Source organism: Wujia chipingensis (genome assembly GCF_014337155.1).
In the GTDB taxonomy this organism is placed as follows: Bacteria; Bacillota; Clostridia; order Lachnospirales; family Lachnospiraceae; genus Coprococcus_C; species Coprococcus_C hominis.
The window spans coordinates 2,290,113-2,303,377 of the sequence record NZ_CP060632.1 but is presented as its reverse complement, the minus strand read 5'-3'; the positions used below and the strand labels follow the sequence as shown (position 1 = coordinate 2,303,377).

The following is a 13,265-nucleotide window of genomic DNA, read 5'->3' as shown; positions in this document are numbered from 1 at the left end:
AAGAATGAAAGGAGATTTATTATGAAATTTGTATGTACAGTATGTGGATATGTTTATGAAGGTGACGCAGCTCCGGCAGAGTGCCCAATCTGCCATGCTGGCGCAGATAAGTTCAAGAAAGTAGAAGACGGAGCGATGACACTGGCTGCAGAGCATGAGTTTGGCGTATATGCTTCTACTGTTAAGAATAACCCGGAAATCAGCGACGAGGATAAGAAGTTTATCTTCGATCAGCTTAAAGCAAACTTCAATGGTGAGTGCTCAGAGGTTGGTATGTACCTTTGCATGGCAAGAATCGCACATCGTGAAGGCTATCCGGAGATCGGTCTCTACTGGGAGAAGGCAGCTTACGAAGAAGCAGAGCATGCAGCAAAGTTTGCTGAGATGTTAGGTGAGGACTTAGAGCCAAACATGACAAGCTCTACCAAGAAGAATCTTGCTTGGAGAGTTGACTGCGAATATGGCGCAACAGCAGGAAAGGTTGACCTTGCAAAATGTGCAAAGAAGAATAATCTGGATGCAATCCATGACACGGTTCATGAGATGGCAAGAGACGAGGCAAGACATGGCAAAGCATTAGAAGGATTACTTAAGAGGTACTTTGGTTAAGCTACAAGCCATGCAAAACAGTAAAAATAACGCTCCGCAAGTATACTTGCAGGGGCGTTTATTTTTGCTGTTTTATACGGCGCCAGCCGTCCATGAAACAGCCCGAAGGGCTGTGAATGGGGCATGGCTTGTGATTTTACCTTTTTCCATAAGCATATTAGGTAAAATGTTTGGAATATAGATAAGTGGGAAATTCTCTGAAAAGTGAAAAAATGAAAGATTGTCAAACGGAAAAAGATGCGATAGAATATAGGACAATTTATTGAACCGAACGAGATCGGGTGCAGATTGAGGAGACAGACGAAACAATGCGATTCCTTCAGAAACAATATAATAAAAAATGGATGCTTCCGTTGCTGACTTTTGTAGTCGGATGTTTGATTTTGACAGCATTTATACATCATTCTTATGATACAAACCGAAAACAGGTGCGGATGATTACGGAGCTGAATGCAAGCACCTATGCGGAACGACTACGCGACGATATGAACCGCGGAGTTGCTATTGCCGATGCACTGAAAGCGATCATAATCAGCGGGAATGGGACAATTGACAATTTTGAAAAGGTATCTGAGAATCTGATGTCAGATTTTGTTCAAAGCATACAAATTGCACCGGATGGGGTTGTCACAGAGATTTACCCGGCGGAAGGAAATGAGGCAGGAAAGATAGACCTGCTTCATGATGAAAAACGTGGGGAAATCTGCCGCTATGGAAGAGATAACAATTGTGTAACGATGCAGGGACCGTTTGATTTAAAGCAGGGAGGCCGTGGAATTGTAGTTCGCTATCCTGTCTATCTTGAGGCGGCGGATGGGAATCCTGTATTCTGGGGATTTACCATAGTGATTATCCGGGTTCCGGAAATTTTTGAAGAGTCGGTGCAGGCTCTTACGGATTTTGGGTATGATTACTGCTTGACCAAGACGGTTTCTCCGCTTTCGGAAGAACGTGAGAGATTATCCTTTTCGAAAGAAGATTTGACAAATCCGGTTACATATACGTTTGAATTCGGCGGCTGTACATTTAATCTGGCAGTCACGCCAAAAGATGGATGGAAGCAAGGGTGGAAGATACTTCCGAATCTGGTTCTTGGATTCTTCATTGTATTATTTTTGACAGGATTAGTGGCAGGCATTCTTGTAATCGAATTTCATCGGGAAGCATTAAAGAAGATAGCAATCACGGATCCACTAACCGGACTTTTGAACAGGGATGGGTTTGATGAACAAATCAAAAGTGCAATACAGGATACCCCGGATGCGCATTGCGTGGGAATTCAGACAGACATTGATGACTTCAAATTTATCAATGATATGTATGGACACGAAGCAGGTGATACCGCGCTTCGGATACTTGCGCAGAGTATGCGGAATGCTTTTGAAAAGGATGCGATTCTATGCAGAAATGGTGGCGATGAATTCTCGGCGGTTCTGATAGGAATGACGGAGGCAGAAGCGAAGGAAAAAATCGAGAAATTCACTATGCAGCCTAGATATATCACACAGAATGGAGAGAAACGTCCATTTTATATTTCGCTTGGGTATGCAGAATATCCGAAGGATTGTGATGATGTATCGGAATTAATCCGCTGTGCGGATATGGCACTTTATGCGGTGAAATTACACGGAAAGCATAGCTGCTGTGCGTATGAGGGTAACTACAAAGTGCAGAATAGAAGCCAGTTGGGATTTGCACTTCAGGATGTGTCAAGAAATCTGCCGGGGGCATTTCTGATATACATTGCGGATAAAACGAATGACCGCATCTTATTTGCGAATCAGGAGTTGATAGAATTTGCGGGATGTAAGGATTTTGATGAGTTTCTTGCATATACGGATCAACGATTCCGGAATCTGATTCATCCGGAGGAGCAGGATGCGGTTGAGACGAGCATCTGGAAGCAGATTGACTCGGAGAAAAGTGGAAACAATGACTATGTCAAATTCCGTTTTGCGAAAAAAGACGGAACGTATCGGCCGGTATTCGATCATGGAAGAATCGTGAAGAGCCGGTATTATGGAAATGTATTTTATGTGTTGATTATGGATTGTGCTCTGATTGATTCATATTATGACAAAATGTGATTGGCAGTGCCCATACATTTCAATAAGCAAAATAGAAAAGAGGCAACAACATGGGTAAAAAAGAAGAGAAAACAAATGTGATGCGTCTGCTCGATCAGGCGAAAATCGAATACAAGCATTACTGCTATGCAGGCACGGATGCGGTCGGCGGCATGGAGGTTGTCGAGGTACTGCACCAGGATCCGGATCAGGCATTTAAGACACTGGTCACAGTCGGCAAATCCGGCGAACACTATGTGTTTGTGATTCCGGTCAATCAGGAGCTTGATTTGAAGAAAGCGGCAGAGGCTGCCGGCGAGAAATCCATCGCGATGATCAAGTCCAAGGAATTGCTGCCGTTAACCGGCTATATTCATGGCGGATGTTCACCACTTGGAATGAAGAAGCAGTTCCGTACATTCTTCCATCAGACCGCCAATGGTTTTGAGACAATTATGTTCTCGGCAGGAAAGATCGGCTATCAGGTGGAGGTAAGTCCGGAAGCACTCCGGAAGATCCTGAAATATGAGACCTGTGATCTCGTAAAGGAATAAAAAAATCGTATAAATCCCTTTACATTTGCCGATAATTAGCTTATAATCGAGACAATTATAGGGAAAAAGCGTTGAAGGAGACTGCCGACAACAGGACATGACAGGGAATATGGTCACCGACTGAGAGCCATAACATGACACCATGTCTGGTGGAACACTACCGGAGCTGATAAGCTGAAGCCTACGTGGAGCTACATCCTAAGAGGTCTAGGTTTATCCGGAGCATTCACGTTACGAATGAAGAGAGGAATCCGTCTTATATATATTTATTACAGATGGTTTCAATGCGGGTGGTACCGCGGATGTAACACATGTACATTCGTCCCGAGGTCAAAGCACATTTGACTTCGGGATTTTTTAATGCAGAAAAGGAGATAGGAAAATGCAGGCAAACATTTACAGAGACATGACAATGGCGCAAGTATCAGAAGACCTTGTCGGAAAAGAAATCAGACTGGCAGGATGGGTAGAGAACATCCGTGACCACGGTGGCGTATCCTTTGTGGATTTACGGGACATGTATGGCGTAATGCAGGTTGTTATGCGCGATACAACGTTGCTCGATGGAATTACTAAGGAGCAGTGTATCTCCGTAGCGGGACTGGTACAGCATCGTGACGAGGAGACATACAATCCGAAGATTCCAACCGGAACAATCGAGCTGGAAGCACATGAGGTAGATATCTTAGGAAAGGTGTACAAGCAGCTTCCGTTCGAGGTGACAACCTCCAAGGAAGTCCGTGAGGATGTCCGTCTGAAATATCGGTACTTAGACCTTCGTAACCGCAAGGTAAAGGAGAACATGATCTTCCGTTCCAACGTCATCTCATTCCTGCGTCAGAAGATGACAGAGATGGGATTCATGGAGATTCAGACACCAATCCTTTGTGCATCTTCTCCGGAGGGCGCACGTGATTATATCGTACCATCCAGAAGATACAAGGGTAAGTTCTATGCACTCCCACAGGCACCACAGCAGTACAAGCAGCTTTTGATGGTGTCCGGATTTGATAAATATTTCCAGATTGCACCTTGCTTCCGTGATGAGGATGCAAGAGCCGACCGTTCCCCAGGTGAGTTCTATCAGCTCGACTTCGAGATGAGCTTTGCAACACAGGAAGACGTATTCAAGGTTGGCGAGGAAGTGCTTACCGCAGCATTTAAGAAATTCGCTCCGAAGGGATACACCGTTACAGAAGCACCATACCCAATCATCAGCTACAAGGAAGCAATGCTGAAATATGGTACAGATAAGCCGGATCTTCGCAATCCACTTGAGATCATCGATGTGACAGAGTTCTTCCAGAGATGTACATTTGCACCATTCCACGGCAAGACCGTTCGTGCGATTGCAGTACAGAAGAAGCTTTCCAAGGGACAGCATGAGAAGATGCTGAAGTTCGCGCAGTCTATCGGTATGGGCGGACTCGGATATCTCGAAGTATTGGAAGATGGTTCTTACAAGGGACCAATCGACAAGTTTATTCCGGATGATATGAAGCAGGAGCTCAAAGATCTCGCAGGCTTGAAGGAACTTGATACGATTTTCTTCATCGCCGATACAGAGAAGCAGGCAGCTCTCTTTGCAGGACAGATTCGTACCGAGCTTGGTAACCGTCTTGATCTGCTTGAGAAGAATGCATATCGTTTCTGCTACATTAACGACTTCCCGATGTTTGAGTACAATGTGGAAGAGAAGAAGATTGGATTTACACACAACCCATTCTCTATGCCACAGGGCGGCTTAGAGGCATTAAATGAGAAAGATCCACTGGAGATTCTTGCATATCAGTACGATATCGTATGTAATGGCGTGGAGCTTTCATCCGGTGCCGTTCGTAATCATGACATGCAGATTATGGAGAAGGCATTTGAGATTGCAGGCTATGATAAGAGTGTTCTGGAGGAGAAGTTTGGAGCACTTTACAATGCATTCCAGTTTGGAGCACCACCACATGCAGGTATGGCTCCGGGTGTCGACCGTATGATCATGCTGCTTCGTAACGAGGAGAATATCCGCGAGGTTATCCCATTCCCTATGAGCGGAACCGCACAGGATCTCATGTGTGGCGCACCAAACGAAGTCACAGAGCAGCAGCTTCGTGAAGTTCATATCAAAGTACGCCAGTAGTATTTTTCAGCAAAGAGAAGGCAATTGTGATTTCATATGAATTGCTTGCGTTAACATGAATGATATGTTTGCGGAAATAATCAATAGAAGAGTAGTACCACTACGTGCTGAACCGAACGAGAGCGCGTCTGCGTAGAAAATAAATCCGAACATCTCAGAAACAATAATAGGTTTATTGATTATTTTCGCAAACTATAATATGTAGATTCGCAAGCATTATAGGAGGAAAAATATGACGATTACAGATGAAACAATTGATTATGTAGGTATTCTGGCGAAGCTCGAGCTTTCCGATGAGGAAAAGGAGCAGGCGAAGCAGGATATGTCGAATATGCTGGAATACGTCAGCAAATTAAATGAGCTCGATACCGATTCCGTGGAACCGATGAGCCATGCGTTTCCGGTCAGCAACGTATTCCGTGAGGATGTTGTGACAAATGGGGATGACAGAGACAATCTTCTGGCAAATGCACCAGAGCAAAAAGATGGCTGTTATAAAGTGCCGAAGACATTTGACTAAGGAGGGCGGTATAGATGAGAAAAGATTTAATGAAATTAACCGCCGTTGAACTCGGCAAGAAAATTAAAGACAAAGAAGTGACCGTCGTAGAGGCAACGAAGGCGTGTCTGGAGCGAATCAAAGCACTCGACGAGACATACAACTGTTTCGTCACTGTGGATGAGGCAGGCGCACTGGCACAGGCGGAAGCAATTCAGGCAAAGATTGACAGTGGAGAGCTTACCGGACCGCTGGCTGGTGTTCCGGTTGCCATCAAGGATAACATGTGTATCAATGGTATGCTTACAAGCTGTTCTTCCAAGATTCTGAGTAATTTCGTTCCGACGTATACAGCAACTGCCGTTGAAAAACTGCAGGAGGCAGGTGCGGTTATCATCGGAAAGACAAACATGGATGAGTTCGCTATGGGAAGTACAACCGAGACTTCTTACTATGGTGTGACAAGAAATCCGTGGGATACAGACAAGGTACCGGGCGGTTCTTCCGGTGGTTCGGCAGCAGCCGTTGCAGCAGAGGAAATTCCATATGCACTTGGTTCCGATACAGGTGGAAGTATCCGTCAGCCGGCCGCATTTTGCGGTGTGACAGGTATCAAGCCGACATACGGAAGAGTGTCCCGTTATGGTTTGATCGCGTATGGTTCATCGCTTGATCAGATTGGACCACTCGCCAAGGATGTAACAGACTGTGCAACGATCCTTGAAGCAATCTGTAAGCATGATGACAAGGATTCCACTTCCTACGCACAGGCAGAGGATGATTTCACATCGGCATTAGTGGACGATGTAAAGGGTATGAAGATCGGTATTCCAAGAGATTATTTCGCAGAGGGTATCGATGAGGATGTCAAGACTGCCGTGCTTGCAGCCGCAAAGAAGCTTGAAGAAAAGGGCGCGATCGTGGAAGAGTTCGACCTTGGTATGGTAGAATATGCGATTCCTGCTTATTATATCATTGCATCCGCGGAGGCATCTTCGAACTTAGAGCGTTTCGATGGTGTCAAATATGGTTACCGTACCGCAGAGTACCGTGACCTTCACAATATGTATAAGAAGACCCGTTCCGAGGGCTTTGGTGCAGAGGTAAAGCGTCGTATCATGCTTGGTTCCTTCGTCCTTAGCTCCGGTTATTACGATGCATATTATGTAAAGGCACTGAAGACAAAGGCGCTGATCAAGAAAGCCTTTGACGATGCATTTGCAAAATACGATGTGATCTTAGGACCGGTTGCACCAACGACGGCATTGAAGATGGGCGAATCTTTAAGTGATCCGATCAAGATGTATCTGGGAGATATTTATACAGTATCTGTAAATCTTGCCGGTCTGCCGGGTATTTCCCTTCCATGCGGACAGGATAAGGATGGTATGCCGGTTGGCATGCAGCTGCTCGGACAGACATTTGACGAGAAATCAATCATCCGCGCAGCGTATGCATTTGAATGTACAAAGACTTATAAGCGTCCGGATGCTCTAGGCACCGTGGAAGCAGAAAGGGGGCTTGCATAATGAGTAAAACATATGAGACAGTCATCGGCCTGGAGGTTCACGTAGAGCTTGCCACGAAGACGAAGATTTTCTGTGGATGTTCGACTGCATTTGGCGGTGCACCGAATACACATACCTGTCCGGTTTGTACCGGTATGCCGGGATCCCTTCCGGTGCTCAATAAGGCGGTAGTTGAGAAAGCAGTTGCGGTTGGTCTTGCAACGAACTGTACAATCACACAGAACTGTAAGTTTGACCGTAAGAATTATTTCTATCCGGATAACCCGCAGAACTACCAGATTTCGCAGCTTTATTATCCGATCTGCCGGAATGGTAAGGTAGAGATCGAGGTTGACGGGAATAAGAAATATGTCCGTATTCATGAGATTCATATGGAGGAGGATGCAGGTAAGCTGGTACATGATCCGTATACAGACAGCTCGCTGGTTGATTACAATCGTTCGGGCGTGCCTCTGATTGAGATTGTATCCGAGCCGGATATGCGTTCCGCAGAGGAAGTCATTGCTTATCTTGAGAAATTAAGACTGATCATCCAGTACCTTGGTGCTTCGGATTGCAAGCTGAACGAAGGGTCCATGCGTGCCGATGTCAACCTGTCTGTCCGTGAAGTCGGTGCAGAGAAGTTCGGTACAAGAACCGAGATGAAGAACCTGAATTCCTTCAAGGCGATTGCGAGAGCCATCGAGAACGAGAAGGAGCGTCAGATTGATCTGATTGAATCCGGTGAGAAGGTCATCCAGGAGACAAGAAGATGGGATGATACAAAGGAATATTCCTATGCAATGCGTTCGAAAGAGGATGCACAGGATTACCGTTACTTCCCGGATCCGGATCTGGTTCCGGTTATGATCAGCGATGAATGGATGGAAGAGATTCGCAGCCGCCAGCCGGAGCTGCGTGACGAGAAGCGCATCCGTTACAAGGAAGAGTACGATATTCCGGATTATGATATTGACATTCTGACGAACTCCAAGAAGCTTGCAGATATCTTCGAGGAGGCGATTGCGCTTGGAGCAGCACCAAAGAAGGTATCGAACTGGCTGATGGTTGAGACAATGCGTCTGATGAAGGAAGCATCCATCGATGCCGATGACTTAAAATTCTCAGCAAAGAACCTTGCCGCTATCATCAAGATGGTCGATGACAAAGTCATCAATGGTACGGTTGCAAAGGAAGTGTTCGAGAAGGTATTTGCAGAGGATATCGATCCGGAAGCTTATGTCGAGGAACACGGTCTGAAGACTGTCAATGATGAGGGCGCGCTTCGTACTGTCATCTTAGATGTCATCGAGAAGAATCCGAAGTCTGTCGCAGATTTCAAGGGCGGTAAGGAGAAAGCAATCGGTGCACTTGTCGGACAGACGATGAAGGCAATGCAGGGTAAGGCAGATCCATCCGAGGTTAACCGTATTCTGCGCGAAGAATTAAGTAAATAATTTTGGCTTGCCGGTTTGTTGTACGGACGAACTCCAGGCTGTAAAGAAGTCCACCTCAAAAAATTCACGTTACAATTTTTGTGAGGTGGACTTTTTGCATCCCGGAGTTCTGGTAAAGGAAAAACGGAAAGCAAAAAAAATTATGAAAATATTCTTCGCTTAAAACGGTTCGCCTTGTGTAATACAAGAAATTATAATAAAATTAAAGCATAAAGGTAAGCACTACGGAGAAGTAATATCTATATTTGAATAGATATTATTAATTTATTCAGTATGTAAGGAACACGGCGGGATGAAAAATCAAATTCATAAAAATTGTAACGTGAATTTTTTGAATTTGATTTTTCACCCGTCAGTGTTCCGTGGTTTGAAGGAAAAACACTATGAAAAAAGAAGGATATTACTCGACCGGCGAGTTTATGAAACAAGCGAATATTACGAAGAAAACCATCCGCTACTACGATGAGAAGAACATCCTGAAGCCATCCTTTGTCAGCGATTCCGGCGCGCGTTACTACACGGAGAAGGATCTCGCGAAGCTCCAGCAGATCCTCCTGTTAAAGTATCTTGGATTCTCGCTGGGAGATATCAAGGAGATGCAGGTGGACGATGCAGATAAGCATTTTATCGTCAACTCCCTGAACATCCAGCAGAAGCTGGTGGAAGACCGCATTGAACAGTTACAATTGGTCGCAAGCACGATTCGGGAGGCAACCGATGATCTGCAGGCAGACCGGGAAGTAGACTGGACGAAGTTGTTCGAGTTGATTCAGGTGGCAGACCTGGAGAGCATCCTGAAGAAGCAGTACAAGGATGCTTCGAATATCATGGCGCGGATCAACCTGCACAAGCAGTATTCGGTCAATAAACAGGGCTGGTTCCCGTGGATCTATGAGCAGATGCAGGTAAAGCCGGGGCAGAAGATTCTGGAGCTTGGCTGCGGTGCCGGAGACCTCTGGGTGGAAAATGCAGAGAAGTTTCCAGAGGATATTTCAATTACAGTTACGGACATTTCCGATGGTATGCTGCGTGATGCAAGACGCGAAATCGGCAGGGAGGATGCAGTGTTCTCGTATGCGATCTGCGGCTGCGAGTCGATTCCATTTGCGGATGCGACCTTCGATCTTGTCGTGGCGAACCATGTGCTCTTTTACTGCGATGACATCGGGCAGGCGTGCCGGGAGATCCAACGCGTGCTGAAACCGGGAGGTGTGCTTGTTGCGGGTACGTATGGCTCGGCGCATATGAAGGAAATCAGCCGGTTAGTCATGGAGTTTGATGACCGAATTGTGCTTGCGGCGGAGAATCTGTATGACCGGTTTGGCAAGGAGAATGGAACAGATATTCTTCAAAGTACATTTGAGGAGGTGGAGTGGCGGCAGTATGAAGATGCGATTGAGATTGACGATGCCGAACCGCTGATCTCATATGTTTTGTCGTGTCACGGAAATCAGAATCAGTATATTGCGCATAAATACAAGGAATTCCGGACATTTATGAAGAAGAAAATAGTGGGTGGCTTTCACATTACAAAGGATGCAGGAATATTTCTTGTAAAAAAATGAAAAAAACACTTGACTATGCCCTAGGGGCACCCTGTATAATAAATACATAACAAACACATATTCGAATATACCGGATTGTGTTTCGACTCAAAAGCGCGAGACAAAATCAAGAAAATAAAGGAATGATTTAAGGAGGTAGAAAAGTGAGAACGTATTTAGTAACTGGTGGTGCCGGATTTATCGGTTCCAATTATATTCACTACATGTTTAAGAAGTATGATAACGAGATTCGCATTATCAACGTCGATGTGCTGACATATGCAGGCAATCTTGAGAATCTGAAGGATATCGAAGACCGCGAGAATTACACATTTGTAAAGGCAGATATCTGCGATAAGGAAGCAATCTCGAAGATTTTTGCTGAGAATGATATCGACCGCGTGGTACATTTCGCAGCGGAGTCTCATGTAGACAGAAGTATCAAGCATCCGGAAGTATTTGTACAGACGAATGTACTTGGTACCGCCGTTATGCTGAACTGCGCGAAGGCTGCATGGGAGCTGCCGGATGGCACATTCAAGGAAGGCAAGAAGTTCCTGCATGTATCGACCGATGAGGTGTACGGTTCCCTTCCGGACGATAAGAATGCATTTTTCTATGAGACATCACCATATGAACCACACAGCCCATATTCTGCAAGTAAGGCAAGCTCGGATATGCTTGTAAAGGCATATATGGACACTTATAAGTTCCCTGCAAATATCACGAACTGCAGTAACAATTATGGACCTTACCAGTTCCCGGAGAAGCTGATTCCTCTGATTATCAACAATGCATTGCAGGGCAAGAAGCTTCCGGTTTATGGTGATGGTAAGAATGTCCGTGACTGGTTGTTTGTTGAGGATCATGCCAAGGCAATCGATATGGTTCAGGAGCAGGGACGTCTGTTTGAGACATACAATGTCGGTGGACATAATGAGAAGCAGAATATTGAAATCATCAATATTATCATTGATACGCTGCAGGAGATGCTTCCAGCAGATGATCCAAGACGTGCACTTGTATCGAAGGATCTGATCACTTATGTAGAAGATCGTAAGGGACATGACCGAAGATATGCAATCGCACCGGACAAGATCAAGGCGGAAATCGGCTGGTATCCGGAGACCGATTTTGCAACTGGTATCAAGAAGACAATCGCATGGTTCTTCGAGCATGAGGACTGGATGAAGAACGTGACAAGTGGTGATTATCAGAAGTACTATGACGACATGTACGCAAATAAATAAGACGTGCGAAATCATCTATAATGCCGATGCGAGCTTGCTCGCAAATCGGCAATTATAGATGATTTCATACGGCGCATAATGCGACCGACTCGGAGCGAAGCGGAGAGGAGGTACGGATTATGTGCGCACGTCGTATAATTGAGTGTGTATAGAAATGCGACCGACTCGGAGCGGAAGGGGGCGGAAATTATGAAAAGACAAGCATGGAAGCGAATGCAGGCGTGGCTTCTTGTCGTTGCAATGCTCGTTTCTGTTGTAACAGGAATTGGCACTACGAAAACTGCGAATGCAGCAACCAAGATGGGTGTTACCTATACCGTGCATGTACAGACCTATGGTGACCAGCAGGGATGGGTTCATGATGGTACGATGGCAGGAACGAAAGGACAGGCAAAACGTTTAGAGGAGATTCGCGTCAAACTGACCGGTGATGAATATTCCGGAAGCATCCAGTACAAGACACATATCCAGAGCTATGGCTGGCAGGATTGGTCATACAATGGAGAGAAAAGCGGCAGCCGTGGACAGGCAAAACGTCTGGAAGGCATTGAGATTCAGCTTACCGGTGAAGTGGCAAAACATTACGATGTTGTATATCGTGTGCATTGTCAGACCTATGGCTGGATGGACTGGGTGAAGAACGGTGTCATGGCCGGAACGAGCGGACAGGCAAAACGATTAGAGGGCATCGAGATTAAACTGGTTCCGAAGAGTCAGATTGTAGATATGGGTGTGCAGTATCGTGTGCATTGCCAGACACATGGCTGGATGAGCTGGCTTACGGATGGGAAGACGAGCGGCACGACCGGCGAAGGAAAACGTCTGGAAGCAATCGAAGTAAAATTGACCGGAAACCGGTATTATGGCGGCATCTCATATCGGACACATGTGCAGACGTATGGCTGGGAGACAAAGATGGTCAGTAATGGTGCCATGTCTGGAACGAGTGGGCAGGCGAAACGTTTAGAGGCAATCGAACTGGAATTATATGGAGAGGTTGCATATTATTATGATGTATACTATCGGGTTCACGCACAGAGCTATGGCTGGCTTGGATGGGCGAAGAATGGTGAGACTGCCGGAACAAGCGGCATGGCAAAACGTTTAGAGGCAATCCAGATTAAGCTTGTGCCAAAGAACAGTGATACCAGTCAGTTTGAGGATGGAAAGAAAGCCTATATCAAAGGGACGCCAACTGCGAACTACTCAACACAGGCACAGGAAGTTCTGGCACAGTGTAATGCACAGCGGCAGGCAAATGGTATTGCGGCACTTTCCTTAGATCCAGAGCTTACAAAAGCAGCCAATATCCGGGCGCAGGAGATTGCAACCTTGTTTTCCCATACACGTCCAGATGGAAGAAAATGTTTTACCGTGTTAGATCAGATCGGGTATTCCTATTGGTCGGCGGGAGAGAATATTGCGGCGGGATACGGAAATTCTTCTGCTGTAATGAATGGTTGGATGAATTCGCCGGGACATCGGAGCAACATCCTCAATGCCGGTTTTAAGAGACTGGGTGTTGGTTATGTGTATATTCCGAATTCAGAATATGGATATTACTGGGTACAGATTTTCTCGAATTAGAATTTAGAATCAGAATTAAAAAGAGAGTCCAAATCGTTGAGATATGGACTCTTTTTTTTC

At 45.6% G+C, this 13,265-nt stretch carries 10 protein-coding genes; all 10 read left to right on the top strand.

Annotated elements, in window-relative coordinates; translation table 11 throughout:
- Positions 1-18 precede the first annotated feature (18 nt).
- Positions 19-609, top strand: a complete 591-nt coding sequence (locus H9Q76_RS10675) for an NADH peroxidase (protein WP_117781549.1) — start codon at positions 19-21, stop codon at positions 607-609.
- Between the two features lie 383 nt (positions 610-992).
- A complete protein-coding gene (locus tag H9Q76_RS10670) occupies positions 993-2,696 on the top strand; it encodes a diguanylate cyclase domain-containing protein (RefSeq protein WP_249321073.1) in 1,704 nt (567 codons plus the stop codon).
- 50 nt (positions 2,697-2,746) lie between these two features.
- Positions 2,747-3,229: a Cys-tRNA(Pro) deacylase gene (ybaK, locus tag H9Q76_RS10665; RefSeq protein ID WP_021985341.1), complete on the top strand. Its 483-nt coding sequence runs from the start codon at positions 2,747-2,749 to the stop codon at positions 3,227-3,229.
- A gap of 382 nt (positions 3,230-3,611) precedes the next feature.
- On the top strand, positions 3,612-5,360 hold the full coding sequence (gene aspS, locus H9Q76_RS10660; RefSeq protein ID WP_117781542.1) for an aspartate--tRNA ligase: 1,749 nt from the start codon (positions 3,612-3,614) through the stop codon (positions 5,358-5,360).
- 232 nt (positions 5,361-5,592) lie between these two features.
- Entirely contained in the window at positions 5,593-5,880 is a 288-nt protein-coding gene (gene gatC, locus H9Q76_RS10655; RefSeq protein WP_021985339.1) for an Asp-tRNA(Asn)/Glu-tRNA(Gln) amidotransferase subunit GatC, read from the top strand.
- Between the two features lie 14 nt (positions 5,881-5,894).
- The gene (gene gatA, locus H9Q76_RS10650; RefSeq protein ID WP_243275606.1) at positions 5,895-7,388 is read left to right on the top strand and encodes an Asp-tRNA(Asn)/Glu-tRNA(Gln) amidotransferase subunit GatA; all 1,494 of its coding nucleotides are present in this window, start codon (positions 5,895-5,897) and stop codon (positions 7,386-7,388) included.
- Positions 7,388-8,824 (top strand): Asp-tRNA(Asn)/Glu-tRNA(Gln) amidotransferase subunit GatB, encoded by a 1,437-nt coding sequence (gatB, locus tag H9Q76_RS10645; protein ID WP_021985337.1) that lies wholly within the window; start codon positions 7,388-7,390, stop codon positions 8,822-8,824. The genes gatA and gatB overlap by 1 nt, the downstream gene beginning before the upstream one ends.
- A gap of 383 nt (positions 8,825-9,207) precedes the next feature.
- Positions 9,208-10,389, top strand: a complete 1,182-nt coding sequence (locus H9Q76_RS10640) for a MerR family transcriptional regulator (RefSeq protein WP_118671362.1) — start codon at positions 9,208-9,210, stop codon at positions 10,387-10,389.
- Between the two features lie 143 nt (positions 10,390-10,532).
- Positions 10,533-11,618, top strand: a complete 1,086-nt coding sequence (gene rfbB, locus H9Q76_RS10635; RefSeq protein ID WP_117781544.1) for a dTDP-glucose 4,6-dehydratase — start codon at positions 10,533-10,535, stop codon at positions 11,616-11,618.
- A gap of 189 nt (positions 11,619-11,807) precedes the next feature.
- On the top strand, positions 11,808-13,205 hold the full coding sequence (locus H9Q76_RS10630) for a CAP domain-containing protein (protein WP_249321072.1): 1,398 nt from the start codon (positions 11,808-11,810) through the stop codon (positions 13,203-13,205).
- The last annotated feature ends 60 nt before the right edge of the window (positions 13,206-13,265 follow it).

Bases quoted from the DNA above. Each gene is read 5' to 3' on its own strand.
- aspS (WP_117781542.1), top strand. From the start codon at position 3,612: ATGCAGGCAAACATTTACAGAGACATGACAATGGCGCAAGTATCAGAA.
- gatB (WP_021985337.1), top strand. From the start codon at position 7,388: ATGAGTAAAACATATGAGACAGTCATCGGCCTGGAGGTTCACGTAGAG.
- gatA (WP_243275606.1), top strand. From the start codon at position 5,895: ATGAGAAAAGATTTAATGAAATTAACCGCCGTTGAACTCGGCAAGAAA.
- gatC (WP_021985339.1), top strand. From the start codon at position 5,593: ATGACGATTACAGATGAAACAATTGATTATGTAGGTATTCTGGCGAAG.
- ybaK (WP_021985341.1), top strand. From the start codon at position 2,747: ATGGGTAAAAAAGAAGAGAAAACAAATGTGATGCGTCTGCTCGATCAG.
- H9Q76_RS10630 (WP_249321072.1), top strand. From the start codon at position 11,808: ATGAAAAGACAAGCATGGAAGCGAATGCAGGCGTGGCTTCTTGTCGTT.
- H9Q76_RS10640 (WP_118671362.1), top strand. From the start codon at position 9,208: ATGAAAAAAGAAGGATATTACTCGACCGGCGAGTTTATGAAACAAGCG.